The sequence below is a fragment of the Natroniella sulfidigena genome (genome assembly GCF_023223645.1).
Lineage (GTDB): Bacteria > Bacillota > Halanaerobiia > Halobacteroidales > Halobacteroidaceae > Natroniella > Natroniella sulfidigena.
In genome coordinates this window covers 63,336-78,910 of the sequence record NZ_JALKBY010000009.1, presented here as the reverse complement: position 1 = coordinate 78,910, position 15,575 = coordinate 63,336, and the positions used below count along the sequence as shown (strand labels likewise).

Here is a 15,575-nt window from a genome sequence, read left to right as displayed (position 1 = left end):
TGAGGAATAATAATTTAGCAAGAATAAGAATGGGGGGAGATTATGAGTACTAAAAATAGTATATTAAATTTCATGAGAGAAGAGGCTTATAAGCCATTAACAATTGAAGAGTTAGTTAATGTTTTGGAGATACCGAATTCAGAACGCAAGATGTTTGAAGAGGTATTGAATGAAATGGAGCAAGAGGGCTTAATCATTAAAAATCGTAAAGAACGTTATGGGGTTCCTGAACGAATGAATCTAGTAGTAGGTCGCCTACAAGGGCATGCTAAAGGTTTTGGTTTTTTAATTCCTGATAATCCTGAGCACCAGGATGTTTATATTAATTTGAATGATATGAATGGAGCTATGCATAATGATAAAGTAGTAGTTAGGGTTATGGGAGGCAAAGGAACTGAAAAATTATCAGGAGAGATTGTTAAGATATTAAAAAGAGAGAATAAAACTATTGTAGGAAATTATGAAGATAGTGAACATTTTGGTTTTGTTGTGTCTGATGACTCCAGAATTTATCATGATGTTTTCATTCCTAGGGATGAGAGAAATGGGGCTAAGGAAGGGTATAAAGTAGTTGCTGAGTTGACAAGTTGGCCCGAAAAAGGAAGAAATCCTGAAGGAAAAGTTATCGAAATTTTAGGACATAAACAAGAGACTGGTGTAGATATAGAAGCTATTATTAGGAAAGCAGATTTACCACAAGAGTTTCCAGAAGAAGTTAGACAACAAGTAGAGGAGATTCCAGAAGAGATTCCAGCTCAAGAAATAGAGACGAGAAAAGATCTAAGAGATTTGAAGATGGTGACGATTGATGGAGATGATGCTAAAGATTTTGATGATGCTGTTTCTTTAGAAATATTAAACGAACAAAAGGTTAGATTAGGAGTTCATATAGCCGATGTGACGTATTATGTTAAAGAGGGAAGTAGCTTGGATCAAGAAGCTCTTAATCGGGGAACTAGTGTTTATTTAGTGGATAGAGTAATACCTATGCTACCGGAGAAGTTATCTAATAATTTATGTAGTTTACGGTCTAATGAGAATAGATTAGCCATGTCTGTCTTAATGGATTTTGATTTAGAGACTGGGGAGTTATTGGATTATGAATTTGCTAAAAGTGTAATTAAGGTTAATCATAGATTAACCTATAATAAAGTTAAAAGAATGTTGGTAGATGGAGAAGAAGAATTGATTAAAGAGTATGATGATATAATTGAAGAGTTAGAAGCAATGGCAGAATTATCAAAGTTGATTAGAGAAGAGCGTCATAATAAGGGAAGTATTGATTTTGATTTTCCTGAGGCCAATATAATTCTTGATCAAGAAGGAAATCCAGTTGATGTTGTTAAGGTAGAAAGAACGATTGCAGAAAAATTAATAGAAGATTTTATGATTAAGACTAATGAGGTTGTAGCCCAAGAGATGTACTTTAGAGAAATCCCGTTTATTTATCGAGTCCATGAACAACCACCTCAAGATAAATTAGAAGATTTAAATAGCTTTATTCACAACTTTGGTTATCATATCAAGGGAAGACAAGATGACATACACCCTAAAGCATTACAGGAGGTTTTAGAGAAGGTAGCAGGTGAGCCTGAAGAAAGGATTATTAATACTGTTTTATTGAGGACAATGCAACAAGCACATTATAGTCCTTATAATATTGGCCACTTTGGATTAGCTTCTGAGTATTATTCTCATTTCACTTCACCGATTAGAAGATATCCTGATTTAATGATCCATCGAATCATTAAAGAAGTAATTGAACAAGAAACTATGTCTGAAAATCGCAGTAAGGATTTGGAGAATAAATTAGTAGGGATTACAGATCATTGCTCCGTACAAGAGAGAAAAGCTATGGAAGCAGAGCGAGAAACACTTGATTTAAAGAAGGTTGAGTATATGAAAGATAAGCTAGAGGAAGAGTATGAGGGAATAATAAGCAGTGTTATGCCTTTTGGTTTCTTTGTAGAGTTGGATAATACAATTGAAGGTTTAGTACATGTTAGTTCGATGACCGATGATTATTATCATTACCATGAAGATGAGCAATCTTTTATTGGGGAAAGAACTGCTAAGAAGTATCAATTAGGTGAGAAAGTAAAAGTTAAGGTTAGTAAAGTTAATGTAGAAGAGCAGCAGGTTGATTTTGATCTGGTTTTAAATTAAAATAAATCGCAATAAATCCTTGACAGTTAGAAAATAATTGTTATAATGATAGATACACGTTAGATAGAGGTGGCAAAAATGAGTGATGGAGTTAAGGTAATTACAAAAAATAGAAAAGCACGACATGAGTATCATATCGAAGAGGTTTATGAAGCGGGAATTGTATTAACTGGTACAGAAGTTAAATCAATTCGAGCTGGAAGAGTAAACCTTAAAGATAGCTTTGCTCTTGTAGAAGATGGAGAGGTCTATCTTCGCAATATGCATATAGCTGCTTATAAACAAGGAAATCGTTATAATCATGATCCAGAACGACGACGAAAATTATTGCTGCATAAAAGAGAGATTAGAAAATTTATTGGTAAGACAAAAGAAAAAGGGTACACATTAGTACCATTGCAGTTATATTTTAAGAAGCAATTGGTTAAAGTGAAGTTGGCCCTAGCTAAAGGGAAAAACCTTCATGATAAACGCCATGATATAAAAAAGAAGACTGCTCAACGTGAAATGGAGCGGGCTTTTAAAGATAACCAATTAGGAAGATATTAAAGCGATTGATAGTTAATAAACTGGGATAGAAAAGGAAGTTGATTTCAACTATTCACTATTCATTATTAACTATCCACTGCTTTTAACCTATGGGGGTGTATATGGAACTCGACCTGTAGGGTGTGCCGGAGGAAGCGAGCCGAGATTGCTATTAATCTCGTAAACTAATAGCAACTTATAAAATTATCTGCAAACGATAATAATTACGCATTAGCTGCTGCGTAAAGCACCAGCTACGCTTATAAATACTTTGTCTGTGAGTCTTTATAAGTGTCATAATTAAGCAGGCTTTTCATCCTTTGAAGCTTGTAGGAGGATGAGAGATTAACAAGCTAGCAGTTTTTTATCCTGCTTGGAGGGAGATAAAACTGTGAACTCAAAACACAAGCTACGCTCGTAGAAGCTCTAGGAGCATCCTATAGGGACGGCGGTTCGACTCCGCCCACCTCCACCAATAATAAATATAAGTTAACCAACAAAGACACCAGGAAATGGTGTTTTTTTTATTTTAAAAGGTAGTTTGCAGGAAGTAAAAAAGTTTTATTGAAATAAAATTAGAGACCGATAGATAGAGAACTAGAAATTAGAAAGGAGAGGTACAATGTCTAGTGAAGCTGGGTTATTAGAGTCGATTTTGATGGTGGCTCCTTATTTAAATAAATTTACATTAGAGGATACAGGAGTATTGGTTACAGATACGGAGAAAGTATTGAGTTATCATCCTGGACAAGAATTGATCTTTGATATAAAAGTTGGAGATAGAATTGATCCTAATTGGGTAGTTCAAAGAGCACTTGAAGAAGAGAGAAGAATAGTCCAAGAAAAGGATTCTTCTGTTTGTGGAGTGCCTTATATAGGTATTTCTAATCCTATTTTTAATGATAGTGGACAGGTGGTTGGTGGGATTACAATTTCTCAATCAACTGGTCGTAAAGAGAAGTTATTAGGGGTTGCTAAAGGTTTGTTAGAGGCTACTGAAGTAGTGAATAAACAAGTTGAAGAAATTAGTATAGAAGCTGAAGAGATGGTTAAAACAGGAGAGGAGTTAAATAAAATTTCGGGTAAAACTGAAAAGAGAGTTGAGGATACAGATGAAATAATTGATATTATCAAGAATATTTCTCGGCAAATAAAGATGATTGGAATGAATGCTTCGATAGAAGCAGCTCGAGTCGGTGATGCAGGTAAGGGTTTTACAGTGGTTGCTGAGGAAGTTCAGAAGTTAGCTGGTAAAAGTTCAAGTTCAATGTCAGAGATAGAAGAAATCTTAACTAAAGTCAGTGAAATAACTGAACAGTTAGACCAGGTAGCTAAGAAGATTGATGAGGTTAGTAATAAACAAAATAATGTAGTTACTACAATTCACTCAGAAGTTCAAAATTTGAATGCATTGGGAAATAATGTTGTTCAAATGGCAGAATCATTGAGTGACGATATTTATCAAAAATAAATTTAGATTATTCCTTGCAATTTAATCAATAATATGTTAGAGTATTAGCAGATTGGTCGAAATAAGTATATATTAATTTCACGCACGGGAATAGCTCAATTGGCAGAGCACTGGACTCCAAATCCAGGTGTTGCGGGTTCAAGTCCTGCTTCCCGTGCCAATTTTATTTATTTACATAGCAAGGGATGAGGGTAGTTTTAAAGAAAAGAGAATTTGAAATGAAAATTGAAGATGTCGCCATCTTGACGCCCAACTATTTTTGTAGGGTGTTTTTTAATTTTTGAACTGCTTCTTTTTGCATAGATGGTATTACATGAGAGTAGGTATCTAGAGTTACAGTTATCGAAGCATGTCCTAACCTTTCCTGGACTATTTTAGGATGGACTCCAGCTTTAAGCATCAATGTTGCATGAGTATGGCGTAGATCATGTAATCTAAAGTGAGATAAGTCTACCTCCTTAGCTACTTCATTAAATTGTCTAGTTGCATATTGAGGTAAGAAAGGTTCTCCATTTTCCTTACAAAAAATAAGATTATGTTGATTATCATATTTGCTACCGAAAAGTAATTTATTTTGATTTTGTTCATTTTTTCTTCGCTTTAAAGCAGCTACAACATCTTCATCTATATTAATTGGTCTAATGCTAGAATTAGTCTTAGGTTTACGAAAGATTAAATCTTTTCCAGTTACTTTAGTAACACTTTGTCTAACATGAATTACTCTTTCTTTCAAATCTACATCTTTCCATCGTAATCCTAAAATTTCACCTCTTCTCATTCCTGTATAGATAGCAAGATAAATAAAATCATATACCCATTTTTCAGGATGTTTTTTTGCACAATTTAATAACTTATTTACTTCTTTACTTGTCATAGCGTTAATTTCTGGTCTATCTGGGCTAGGAGCATCAATGTAATCTGCAGGATTATTATTAATAATTCTCCATTTAACAGCATGTTTTAAAGCTTTACTCAATACTCGATGATGGTATTGGACAGTTCTTTTAGAAAGACCTCCAGATTTACCATCTTTACGTCCAGATTTAAGCTTATGGCTTTGGTAAGATTTAATATGCATTGGTTCTAAATCACTTAGTTTAATAGACCCTAAGGCAGGAATTAAATGAGATTTAATAATTATCTCATAGCTTTCCAATGTAGAAGGGGCTAAATTAGGCTCACAATAATCCTCAAACCACTTTAAAAGATATTCCTTTACAGATAGCTCTGAAGGCTCAATATAAGCCCCTGTTTCTATTTCATGGGCCAACCTATGCATTTCCTTTTCAGCTTCCTTCTTAGTCCCATTAACCGTTCTATAAATCCTTTCTCGTTTACCTGTGACTGGGTCACGTCCTTTTTCAATACAGATCTGCCAGCGGTTATTACCACGTTTTCTAAGATGTGCCAATTTGAATACCTCCTTTTAAATTTATACATTAATTAGTATATAATGTTTTGGGGAGATTATCATATATCTCACCAATGAAATATATGATAATCATGCTAAATATTTCTAAAGCACTTAAAAAAAGTTGCCATGTTGTTGATCATGGCAATAAGGAATATCTTTAATTTTCAATTTAGTTAAGATAGCTTGTCTGGTTACTTTAAAGAATTCAGCTAATTTATTTATGTTATAATTAAACTTTGCTGCTTTCTGTTTGAGAACTGGCGTAGGAATGAGTAGCTCACTAGCAAAAACATCTGCTTCTTTTTCTTTAAGGGGTTTATTTTTTTTAAGATTAGAAGTAAAGAATTCCTCTTGATGTTGAGGTAAAACATGTGCTATTCCATAGGCAATATTGAATCTTTTTTGGCCTAGACTCTGTTGTTTACCGATAACTATTAAATTCTTAGAATGGCCCTTATAAAGGATAGCAGAATTAACAGGATAACTTACTTCTTTAATCTCAATATTTAAGATGTTGGTTGCTTTATTAAGTTTGACAGGAACAGTGAGATTATGCTTTTTCAGAAAATTTCTAGCCTGTGATTCGATCAGTTCAAAGTCCATTAAATTCTCCTCCTTGCTATACTCATCTGTACTCAGCTATATTTTGTACTTACTCCTTAACATCTTCCTCTTCGGCGAAGACTCTAATAATTTGAATGATTTTGGCTAAATTCTCCTTAGACAATTTGCTACTCTCTTTCATTAAGACCCAACGTTGGTCATCTTGGAATAGTTCTGCTAAAAAATCGAGATCTTCTTCAGTCAATAGCTCCAGTGTACCTTGAGGTAGCTTCTCTAGTAATCTTTCATCAGTTCCCTTTTCTTGCTTCTTATTTTCTTCTTCTAAATGGCCGGCCAGTTTTAATAGTCTAGTTTTAGGTATATCTAGACCTTTAGAAATATTGTTAATCGTTTTAATAGAAGGTTTCTTTCCCTTAGCCAATCTGCTTACTTCAGCATGGCTAATCCCACATAATTGACCCATCTTCCTATAGGAAAGATTATGTTTTTTGAGGTAGTTATTGATAAAATCAGTAAAGTTCACGTGAATACCTCCTTGTTAGTAACGTTAACGTTACACTAATATAATAATATAACTTGTAAAAAAAATCAAGTTTTTTCATAAATCTCTTGAAATTTAAAAACAAGATTGTTACAATATTAAATAAAGTAACAAAAATGATACGAGAGGAGGTGAAGGATGAAATTAGATAGTAAGACACTACTTAAGATAGCTCAAGGTGAAGTTAGAGCAAGGCTTGATGGAGATTTTTTGTTAAAATTGGCGAAGGAGAAAGGGATTGAGTCTAAAGCTGAGTTGGCAAGGGAAATAGACTTAAGTAGGATGCATTTGTATAGGTTATTAGCAGGTAGTAATGCTGGAGTTACTGCAATCAAAAAGATTGCTAGTAGGTTTCCTGAACATAAGGATGAGTTATTTTTTTTAGAGTCTAGTAACAAAAAAGATACAAAACAGATGATAGGAGGTTGATAAGATGGGAGTGTTAGAAGAGGTGTTAGAGGAGTTAAAGGAGATTAATCAAAAGATGGAGCAGTTGGCTACTTTAGATCAGAGTAAAGAGACTAAGATGTTGAATGTTGATGAAGCGGCTCAATTTTTAAAGCTCAGTACTACCAAGGTTTATGAGTTGATGAGACAGAGGGAGATTCCATTTGTTAAAGCAGGTAGGAGGAAGTTGATTCCCAAGCAGATGTTATTAGAGTGGATTGATCAGAATGCTCAGGATAATCAACAAGTAGAGAGAATTTATCAGATTAAATAGAGGTGAGTAAGATGGATGATTTGTTAAATAAAAAAACACCCGCGGCAACGGGTGCAATTAAGTAAGTACTTATTAATTATTATACGAAATTTTTGCTCAAATATCAATTAGAGTGAGGGGTGAGGATGAAACTAAATTCCTTAGATGATTTATTTCAGGTCAATCAAGCTTTTGATAAGATGGTAACGGTCAAGGGAATTTATGTTGATCTAGCAGAGGATTTAGTGGCAGGGGTCTTATTGAGCCAGATTATTTATTGGTTTCGCCCTGATAAGAAAGGTAAGAGTAAGCTAAGAGTCAAGAAGGATGGTCAGTATTGGCTGGCTAAAAGAAGGAGTGATTGGTGGGATGAGATTAGGATAACTGCTCGACAATATGATCGGGCAGTTAAGATCTTACTTGATAAAGATTTAGTGATTAAGAGGTTATATAAGTTCAATGGACGACCGATTCATCATTTGAGGTTGAATGAGGAGGTCTTGATTAGTGAGATTAATCAGAGATTGGAAGGTGGAAATAACGAAATGGTAAAGTCGACTTCACATAAAAGTGAAAGTGGACTTTACGGAAAGCCTAAAATGGACTTTGCAGAAAGTGTAAAATCTTTAACAGAGACTACTACAGAGACTACAGCAGAGATTACTAAAGAAGAAGGAAGAGGGTTGGCCAAATTTTATGAAAAAGCTTTGGGAAGAACGATTAATTCTTATCAGTTGGATCTATTAACAAGTTATTTAGACGATGGATTGAGTTTAGAAGTAGTAGTTTTAGCGATAAAAAAAGCGAGTGTCAATAATATCTATAGATTCTCCTATGTAAAGGAGTTACTCGATGATTGGTTGGCCCAAGGATTACTGACGATTAAGCAGGTTAAAGATTATCTTAACCAGCGTAAAAATAAAGCAAAAAAGAAGAAGAACGAAACAGAGTTACCACAAAACATTCAAAACGCTTTAAGCCTAGTTGAAGAATGTGAGCTAGCAGAGGGGCTAGGTGGTGAGGTGTATGACTAAGACTGAGACTGCTAAGATACTATCTATTTTATCACTTGCTTATCAGAAGTTTGAAGTTGATCGAAAAGGGGTTAAGCTAAACTTCTGGTATCAGATGTTGAAGGACTTTGATTATCAGGAGGTACAAGTAGCAGTTCAGAAGTTGGTTGCTGAACAGCCATTTATACCGACTATAGCAGATATTAGAAAAGCAGTGTTAGAAGTAACAACTGAAGATAGGTTAACCCCTGCAGGTGCTTGGGGAGAAGTAATAAAAGCAATTGAGCATTATGGTTATTGGAATAAGAAAGAAGCATTAAAGAGTTTAGATCCTTTGGTAGCTAAGACAGTTGATTATATGGGTTGGCGTGAGATATGTACCGAGACTAATACTGGAGTAATCAGAGGTCAATTTATCAAGATGTATAAGCAGCTAAAGAAACGAGAGAAGAAAGATAATATAATTCCTGATAGGTTACAAGGAGAGATAGATAGCATAGCTAGTAGTCAATTGCTTCTTGATTAACTGAAAATGTACCCTGCTGCAGCTGCAGTAGGGTACTAACTTAAAAGGATTGATAAGATGAAAGGTTTTAGTAAGGTGGTTGAGGTTTTGTCTAACTATAAGAGGTATCAAGTTAGATTAAAGTCGATTAAGATAAAGCTTAAATTTGAAGTCTTAGATGAAGAGTTAAAGAGCAATTTGTTAGAGGAGAAAGAAGAGAAGGAGAAGGTTTTGAAGTTGGTTGACAATGCTTTGGAGGTTTTAGATCAAGATTTGGAGTTGCCATTGATCAGGGCTAAGTATCTTAATGAAGGGGTCAAGCAGGATAATCTAGTCTATAGAAGTAGGGAGTTTCCCTATTCCAGTAGTCATTATTATCGGGTTAAGAAGAGGGCATTAAGAAAGTTAGATGATAATATTGGAGATTTATTGTGAATAAAATAATATTTGATTTATTTAGAAAAAGATGTTATATTAACAATCGTGATTATTATATCGAGGTGATAAGCATGACTGGTAAACTTAAAGAAGAAATTGAATTTTTGCGGAGAAGGATGACTAAAGAAGCTCAAGATAAAGATTTATTAGATGAAGGTGTACAGGCTGTTAGTCGAGAATTAGATAAGAAGATTGTTGAGATGATGAAGCAGGATAATTTGTTGACCAGTTCTTAATAGAGCTGGTCTTTGTATTTTTGCTTTAATTATTTATGGTAGAGCTAAAATTTCAAGTATTTAAAAATAAAAGAACTAGCTATAAATGACCAGAAAATATACATGAAATAAAATTCTATAGCTGTTTGGGCAGTATTTAGTTGTCTAATACGAGGAGCTAAAAAGGGAACTATAGCTAAGTGAAAAAACCATAATAATACAGCAATACCTATAATTTTGAAATACCTTTCATCTAATCCTGTATATTTATAAAAGAATGCTGATATCAAACCAAATAATGCTCCTAAACTAAAGTTTGTTATCACTCCAACAATCCAATCAAGAGTTACCAGTTTTCTTTCAGGTGAATGAAGTATAAATCGTGCAGCATATTCTGTTTCACTAACTGCTAAAAGATCGAAAAAGTCTAGAGTGGCAGTTATTATAACCAAGGCGACTGTTGCTATAAGACCTGCTAAAACCCCACACTTCCAAGTGTCAAATTTCATTAAATTACACCTCCTTAAGTCATATTATTTACGTATTATAAATTATTAATACTTGTCGAAAAATCCTCGGAAGCAAAATGAGAATAGATGAGAAATTCTGTGAGATTTCTCATCATCTCAAATGTTGTCCCTCAAGTACCCCTCCCCCCAAAATAATGGCACCTTTTTTGGCTCGGTGGTTGTGCGAGCCTGTCCGCAAAGGGAGTTGATGGGTAGGGGGTTTGGGGGGAGGGATTTGAGGGAAAAGATGGTTTTGCTGGAGGGGATTTTTAAACATTAGCCGATCAAGTTGTTAAATCTTTTCTAAAAATTAAAGCCTGGCCCGGTTGAAGGAGTGGAAAGCAGCATAGATACCGGGTGCTGACTTGTTCTTTAGTCAGCTTGTAGCTATGCTGTCTTGGAGCGACTGAAACGGGGCCATCGTAATTAGGGATAGTGGTACTGAGTGTTTGTGTCAGTACTACTATCCCGTTATGTTTTTGGTGTTGGAGTGTTGGCCCGTGCTAATAATTATTAGTTATTATTTACAAAATTAGATTATTTGTTTTATGTTTAGAGGATATTTATTCTTTAATGAGAAAATAATACTATAGTTTAATTTATATTACAAATTAGTTTGAAGGTGAGTGAAAATAGGAATAATTAAGATATTATTAGAACAGTAATAGTTCCTATAATTGTAATCACTAGCATAACTTTAATATTAGCTTTACTATCTTCAGCTTTAAGCCAGTCTAGAAACTTCAATATAATCTACCGTCACTACTCTTTTTTAGTAGTTTACCCAAAATTAGAAAGGAAGAAATTGAAGAAGCTGCTCAATATTTATCAGATGAAAGTCCTAATGAAGTTTTAGAGAAAGTTAAAGAGATGAGTAAAGAAGACTGGATCAACATCTGTTCCTAGGTATGCAGGTAAGGAATATGTTAAGGGAGGGTAGCTTTGAGTGGAGTGATGTGGTGCTAGATGAATTATAGAGGGACGTTATTAGGTTAGCAGTAGAAACTTCAGAAATTTGAAATTAGTAATAGTAAAGTAATAAGGATATATAGTTGTTGAATGAGGGGAATGGGAACTAAACAAATGATTTATGAAATTTCAGGAAGATAGAGCTAGCTAAAATCCTAAGTAATGCGCATATTATAAAATAAAATGGAGGTTAATAAAATGAATTATGAATTATTGTCTATTGATAATGCGGAGAGAATAAAAAATTTATTGCTTAATACTCCACTTGTTAGACCTATAGAAATAGAAGTTGAAAAAATAAAATTAGTTTTAGAAGTAGATGGAATATCTATGTCTATTAAAAGTAAACATTTTAAAAATATGAATGAGGTCTATTTTATGAAAGATAATGCTACCCAAGTATTACAAATTAAAGATAAAAAGTATAATCTTTTTTATAATATAGGGGAATGGGGATATGAAACTAGAATACCAAATGCTCATATTTGTTTAGGAACAAATTATTCAAAATTTGGTGAATATTTTAGCCAACTTGAATTATCACAAGCAGTAGAGGATGAAGACTTTATTTATATTATTAAGAAATTAAGTAAATTAGCTGGTAAAGGAGCTATGGCTAGACTTAATAACAACTTAGGTAATAATAAAGAAATGAAATATGAAAGGCGTAATATGCTTGTTCAGAAATTTAGAGGAAAAGTTATTAATTATAATTCTCAAGATTGGCTATGTATAGATAAAATTAGCATAACTGAATTAAATAAAAAAAGTAAGGAAGAAGAAATTTTATATAGCATTTTATATAATTTTTTAAAATATTCTCTGTGTATAGAAGAAATTATATCATAAATTAAAATAAGATAGTTATCAATTGAAAGGAGATTTTGTATGTTTTTAGATATTAATTTAGATAAAAGATAATTTTAATAATAAAGAAGTGTTAGATAGATTAGAAAAAGCAATGTTTTATTTAGGACAAAATATTATTAATATAGATAAGCTAAAAGCAATAAAGCATTATATTAATGCAAATTGCTTAAATGATAAAGAGTTACAAAAGATAAAACAGTATATTAGAGAATTTAATGAAGATAAAATAACTGAATTATTGAGAGATAACTTTGATAATTTCAAAAAGGCTATTAAAGAAAATAATAGGAGCCAATTTGCTTCTAATGGAATAGAAAAGCAGATAGAAGTTTTGACTGCAGATTATGGAGAACAATTATCTTTGTTTTAAATAAGAAGAGGAGTGTAATTTAATGAATAGTTTTATAATAGGTAAACATACATTAGAGTCATTGACTACTGGAATGTATGTTGACGCTAAAATAGTTTATAGAGAATATGTACAAAATAGTGTTGATGCTATAGATGAAGCTATTAAAATGGGTATAATTAAGAAAAAAAATGCTAAGATTTTTATAGAAATAAATGAAAAAAACAAAAAAATCATGATTGAAGATAATGGAGCAGGTATTTCTGTAAAGGATGCTTCAAAGAAACTGTTGGATATTGGTAATTCCAAAAAAGATCATAGAACTAATAGAGGATTTCGGGGAATAGGTAGACTTTCTGGTTTGAGTTATTGTAGTAAATTAAAATTTGAAACTTCTCATAAAGGTGAAGATAAAAAGACTATAGTTAGTTTTAATAGTAAAAGATTAGAAAAGTTATTGATTCCTGGGGATTATATGGATTATGATTTATTAAAAGTTATTGAAGAAGTGACTACAAAAAAAATTGAAAGTGAAGATTCAAATAAACATTATTTCAGAGTGATTTTAGAAGAGGTAAATAATATAGACCATATTTTAAATTATAATAGAATAAAAAATTACTTGTCACAGATTGCTCCTGTTCCATTTGATGAAAGATATTTTGATTTTTCTACTAAGCTAAAAAAGGAGTTTGAGAAAAAGAATATTTTAATTAATGAATATAATATATTCTTAAGTGATGGAGAAGAAACGGAACAAATATATAAATTAAATTCTTCTAATTTTGTCTCTGATATTAGAAAAAAAATAAGTGATTATGTGAAAAGTATAGAAATTGAATTTATTAAAGATAAGGATGAAAATCTGCTTGCTGCTTTATGGTATACTAAATCTAATTTTTATGGAACAATAGTTGATAGAAAGATAAAAGGATTACGGTTTAGAAAAGGAAATATTCAAATAGGTGATAGGAGTTTATTAAATAAAATATTTAAAGAGGATAGATTTAACGGTTGGTTTCAAGGAGAGGTATATGTATTAGATGATGATCTTATTCCTAATGCTAGAAGAGATGGTTTTGAAAAAAATTCAGCTTATGCAAAATTGATTAATGAATTAGAAAAAATAGGTTCTAGGCTTTCAAAATTAGTGAGGTCAGCTTCTAAAAAAAAGAAACGAATTGAAGAAGAAAAGAAATTTACATAATAAAATAGATTGCTTATTGAAACAAAAAGATAGCAATTTTAAGGTGCTAGAGCTAGCTGATAACTTAAATGTAAAAGACAAAGAGATTTTAGAAAAAGTATTTAGTATAATCTCCCCAAATTATAAAAAAGAAAAAACAGATCAATTTATAAATATTGTAATGGATAACTATTAATTTTACTTTTGATTAAAAGTAGGCTAAAGATATATTTCTAAATATTTAATAGTGATCAACTTCTTAAGACAAGTGGAGTGTTGTGAAGCTTAAAATTATTATATGCTAGCTAAAGTGTTAAAATAAAACGAGCAGCTAGAATTTTATTAATAAACGAGATTCCCAAATATAAGGTTTAGATCTGATATTTTAAAGCTTTAACTATTAGAAGACTCTATATTGATTGGTGAGAGTCTTTTACTTATTTGCAGCTTCAAAAATTAAATTGATATAGACGAACAGTACTGAAAAATCGAGGTTATAGCTGGAAAGATCTCAAACCTATATAAGTCTTGATTAATTTAATAAATCAAGGAAAAAAGAAAGTGAAAGAAGCTAAAATAATTTTCAAAAGTAGTTATTTTTAATAAAAGATTTTTTGAAACATAACTATACCATTTTAATGGTAAAAGTAGGGTTATAATAAAATTAGGAGAGAGATAAATATGAAGTTAAGTAAAAGTGAGTTAGAGTACATTGTGAAAAAAGGTATATAATTTCAACTTAAAGAAGAAAATAGAAGTTTGAGATATTTGGAGAATAATGGATTAGAGTTATGTGCTGATTGGCTTGAAGGAGAAATTGTTAGGAGGGGTTTAAATTTATATTATGAAGTAGAGAAAGAATGCATAGATTATATGGTTGATAATTTTTATGATAGAGTTGATAAGATTTTAAAAAGGAAAAAATAGTTTTTTATGCTAGTGGATTAATTGATAAGAAAGAAAATCATTACCTTAACACGGGCCAACAAAACAACTCCAAACACCCAGTCAGATCTTAAACAGATCTGGCTTTTTTTCTTTTTGGGCCAACTTTGTGCCAATATTGGGAGTTGGCTGCCTTAGATATTGTGTATAATGATTGCAGATGTTGGCCCGAAGGGAGGAGGGAGGAAAAAATCTATTGATGCTATTTATTATTTCATAGGATTGATGGGAGGGGGGCTTCATTACTGGCTAGGTGGTTATGATCAATCCTTAAAGTTCTTAATCAGTATAGTAGTAATCGATTATATTACTGGCTTATTATCTGCTTTTGTTCTGAAAGAGTTGAACAGTAAACTAGGTCACAGAGGAATACTTCGCAAGATTGGTCTTTTTTTAAGCATAGTAATTGCTCATTTGGCTGATGAAGTGTTGGGAAGTCAAGGGATGATTCGTTTAATGGCTATTTGGTTTTACATCTCTAAAGAGGGGATTAGTGCTGTAGAGAATTTGGCCCAGGCTGGGGTGCCAATTCCTAAAGCTTTGAAGAAAGCTTTACAACAGATTCAAGAGAAATAGGAGGAATTTGATGAGTGAAACTATTAGAATTTTGACAGCGACAGGACTGAATTTTGTTCCTGTCATTACTATAGTGGTTATGTTGTTAAGAAAGATTTTTCCTGGTATAGATCCTTACTTTGAAAAAGGGTCTATAATTTTAGCTGAAGTTGATGATGTTTTAGATGGAATCTTGCTAGAGTATCCAGAGAACAATGCTTTAAATCGAGTTAATGATGTAGTAGAAAACTTAGTTCAGCAATTGAAAAGAGCAGGTTATAAAGTTGATCAGGAAACGGAGGTGAAGATTGAGAATCATGTCAAAGGGAGATTAAAGAGAGAAGAAGGAGCCAATGTTTCTTGGGATGGTGATGATTTGAAACTGGAGTACAATAAAAACTTTTAATCAAGGAGGAGATAAAATGAGAGGAGTAATTGATCGTTTTGTTGGTGATTTTGCAGTGGTGTTATTAGAGAAGCAAAGAGTGCAGTTGGATGTGTTGAAGGATGAGATACCTGGAGATCCAGAAGAAGGGGATTGGCTACAGATTAAATTTATTCCTGATAAGAAGTATACTAAAGAGCGAAGAGAAGAAATGCAGAAAATGTTGGATAAGTTAACAGGTTAATATTATTT

General features: G+C 32.4%; 20 protein-coding genes, 1 tRNA gene and 1 other RNA gene. 18 read left to right on the top strand and 4 right to left on the bottom strand.

The genetic code is table 11. The features are described from left to right. Positions 1–42: 42 nt before the first annotated feature. The 5 genes from rnr (at position 43) to MWH28_RS07370 (ending at position 4,325) form a co-directional block, all read left to right on the top strand. The gene (gene rnr, locus MWH28_RS07390; RefSeq protein ID WP_248618666.1) at positions 43–2,166 is read left to right on the top strand and encodes a ribonuclease R; all 2,124 of its coding nucleotides are present in this window, start codon (positions 43–45) and stop codon (positions 2,164–2,166) included. 78 nt (positions 2,167–2,244) lie between these two features. Then, positions 2,245–2,715: an SsrA-binding protein SmpB gene (gene smpB / locus MWH28_RS07385; protein WP_248618665.1), complete on the top strand. Its 471-nt coding sequence runs from the start codon at positions 2,245–2,247 to the stop codon at positions 2,713–2,715. A gap of 91 nt (positions 2,716–2,806) precedes the next feature. Further along, positions 2,807–3,169: a transfer-messenger RNA gene (ssrA, locus tag MWH28_RS07380) on the top strand. A 147-nt stretch (positions 3,170–3,316) separates the two neighbouring features. Next, positions 3,317–4,165 carry a methyl-accepting chemotaxis protein gene (locus tag MWH28_RS07375; protein ID WP_248618664.1) on the top strand — a complete coding sequence of 283 codons (849 nt, stop codon included), beginning with the start codon at positions 3,317–3,319 and terminating at the stop codon, positions 4,163–4,165. Between the two features lie 84 nt (positions 4,166–4,249). Continuing rightward, positions 4,250–4,325: transfer RNA gene (locus MWH28_RS07370), tRNA-Trp, on the top strand. Positions 4,326–4,418: 93 nt separating this feature from the next. Here MWH28_RS07370 and MWH28_RS07365 read toward each other — a convergent pair. The 3 genes from MWH28_RS07365 to MWH28_RS07355 all read right to left on the bottom strand — a co-directional run bounded on the left by MWH28_RS07365 (position 4,419) and on the right by MWH28_RS07355 (position 6,666). Next, entirely contained in the window at positions 4,419–5,576 is a 1,158-nt protein-coding gene (locus MWH28_RS07365; protein ID WP_248618663.1) for a tyrosine-type recombinase/integrase, read from the bottom strand. Positions 5,577–5,690: 114 nt separating this feature from the next. After that, complete coding sequence (locus MWH28_RS07360) at positions 5,691–6,182, bottom strand: ImmA/IrrE family metallo-endopeptidase (RefSeq protein WP_248618662.1); 492 nt, start codon at positions 6,180–6,182, stop codon at positions 5,691–5,693. 49 nt (positions 6,183–6,231) lie between these two features. Beyond that, entirely contained in the window at positions 6,232–6,666 is a 435-nt protein-coding gene (locus MWH28_RS07355) for a helix-turn-helix domain-containing protein (RefSeq protein WP_248618661.1), read from the bottom strand. A gap of 156 nt (positions 6,667–6,822) precedes the next feature. Between MWH28_RS07355 and MWH28_RS07350 the strand changes: the two genes are divergently transcribed. The 6 genes from MWH28_RS07350 (at position 6,823) to MWH28_RS07325 (ending at position 9,576) form a co-directional block, all read left to right on the top strand. Continuing rightward, positions 6,823–7,113 (top strand): helix-turn-helix domain-containing protein, encoded by a 291-nt coding sequence (locus MWH28_RS07350; RefSeq protein WP_248618660.1) that lies wholly within the window; start codon positions 6,823–6,825, stop codon positions 7,111–7,113. Positions 7,114–7,117: 4 nt separating this feature from the next. Further along, the gene (locus tag MWH28_RS07345; RefSeq protein WP_248618659.1) at positions 7,118–7,405 is read left to right on the top strand and encodes a helix-turn-helix domain-containing protein; all 288 of its coding nucleotides are present in this window, start codon (positions 7,118–7,120) and stop codon (positions 7,403–7,405) included. Between the two features lie 125 nt (positions 7,406–7,530). Further along, positions 7,531–8,418 carry a DnaD domain-containing protein gene (locus MWH28_RS07340; protein WP_248618658.1) on the top strand — a complete coding sequence of 296 codons (888 nt, stop codon included), beginning with the start codon at positions 7,531–7,533 and terminating at the stop codon, positions 8,416–8,418. After that, a complete protein-coding gene (locus tag MWH28_RS07335) occupies positions 8,411–8,923 on the top strand; it encodes a replicative helicase loader/inhibitor (RefSeq protein WP_248618657.1) in 513 nt (170 codons plus the stop codon). The genes MWH28_RS07340 and MWH28_RS07335 overlap by 8 nt, the downstream gene beginning before the upstream one ends. Positions 8,924–8,980: 57 nt before the next feature. Beyond that, positions 8,981–9,337: a hypothetical protein gene (locus tag MWH28_RS07330; protein ID WP_248618656.1), complete on the top strand. Its 357-nt coding sequence runs from the start codon at positions 8,981–8,983 to the stop codon at positions 9,335–9,337. Further along, positions 9,334–9,576, top strand: coding sequence for an aspartyl-phosphate phosphatase Spo0E family protein (locus MWH28_RS07325; RefSeq protein ID WP_248618655.1), 243 nt, complete (start codon positions 9,334–9,336; stop codon positions 9,574–9,576). Before MWH28_RS07330 ends, MWH28_RS07325 begins: the two co-directional genes overlap by 4 nt. A 44-nt stretch (positions 9,577–9,620) precedes the next feature. Here MWH28_RS07325 and MWH28_RS07320 read toward each other — a convergent pair whose 3' ends face one another. Beyond that, a complete protein-coding gene (locus MWH28_RS07320; protein ID WP_248618654.1) occupies positions 9,621–10,064 on the bottom strand; it encodes a hypothetical protein in 444 nt (147 codons plus the stop codon). Positions 10,065–11,231: 1,167 nt separating this feature from the next. On the opposite strand from MWH28_RS07320, the gene MWH28_RS07315 reads away from it, so the two are divergent. The 7 genes from MWH28_RS07315 (at position 11,232) to MWH28_RS07285 (ending at position 15,567) form a co-directional block, all read left to right on the top strand. After that, complete coding sequence (locus tag MWH28_RS07315) at positions 11,232–11,882, top strand: hypothetical protein (RefSeq protein WP_248618653.1); 651 nt, start codon at positions 11,232–11,234, stop codon at positions 11,880–11,882. Positions 11,883–11,970: 88 nt separating this feature from the next. Continuing rightward, the gene (locus MWH28_RS07310; RefSeq protein WP_248618652.1) at positions 11,971–12,273 is read left to right on the top strand and encodes a hypothetical protein; all 303 of its coding nucleotides are present in this window, start codon (positions 11,971–11,973) and stop codon (positions 12,271–12,273) included. Positions 12,274–12,295: 22 nt separating this feature from the next. Beyond that, on the top strand, positions 12,296–13,459 hold the full coding sequence (locus tag MWH28_RS07305) for an ATP-binding protein (RefSeq protein WP_248618651.1): 1,164 nt from the start codon (positions 12,296–12,298) through the stop codon (positions 13,457–13,459). Between the two features lie 747 nt (positions 13,460–14,206). After that, on the top strand, positions 14,207–14,365 hold the full coding sequence (locus MWH28_RS07300) for a hypothetical protein (protein WP_248618650.1): 159 nt from the start codon (positions 14,207–14,209) through the stop codon (positions 14,363–14,365). 168 nt (positions 14,366–14,533) lie between these two features. Then, a complete protein-coding gene (locus MWH28_RS07295; protein ID WP_248618704.1) occupies positions 14,534–14,959 on the top strand; it encodes a phage holin family protein in 426 nt (141 codons plus the stop codon). 10 nt (positions 14,960–14,969) lie between these two features. Continuing rightward, entirely contained in the window at positions 14,970–15,344 is a 375-nt protein-coding gene (locus tag MWH28_RS07290; protein WP_248618649.1) for a hypothetical protein, read from the top strand. Positions 15,345–15,360: 16 nt separating this feature from the next. Further along, the gene (locus MWH28_RS07285; protein ID WP_248618234.1) at positions 15,361–15,567 is read left to right on the top strand and encodes a DUF3006 domain-containing protein; all 207 of its coding nucleotides are present in this window, start codon (positions 15,361–15,363) and stop codon (positions 15,565–15,567) included. Positions 15,568–15,575 lie beyond the last annotated feature (8 nt).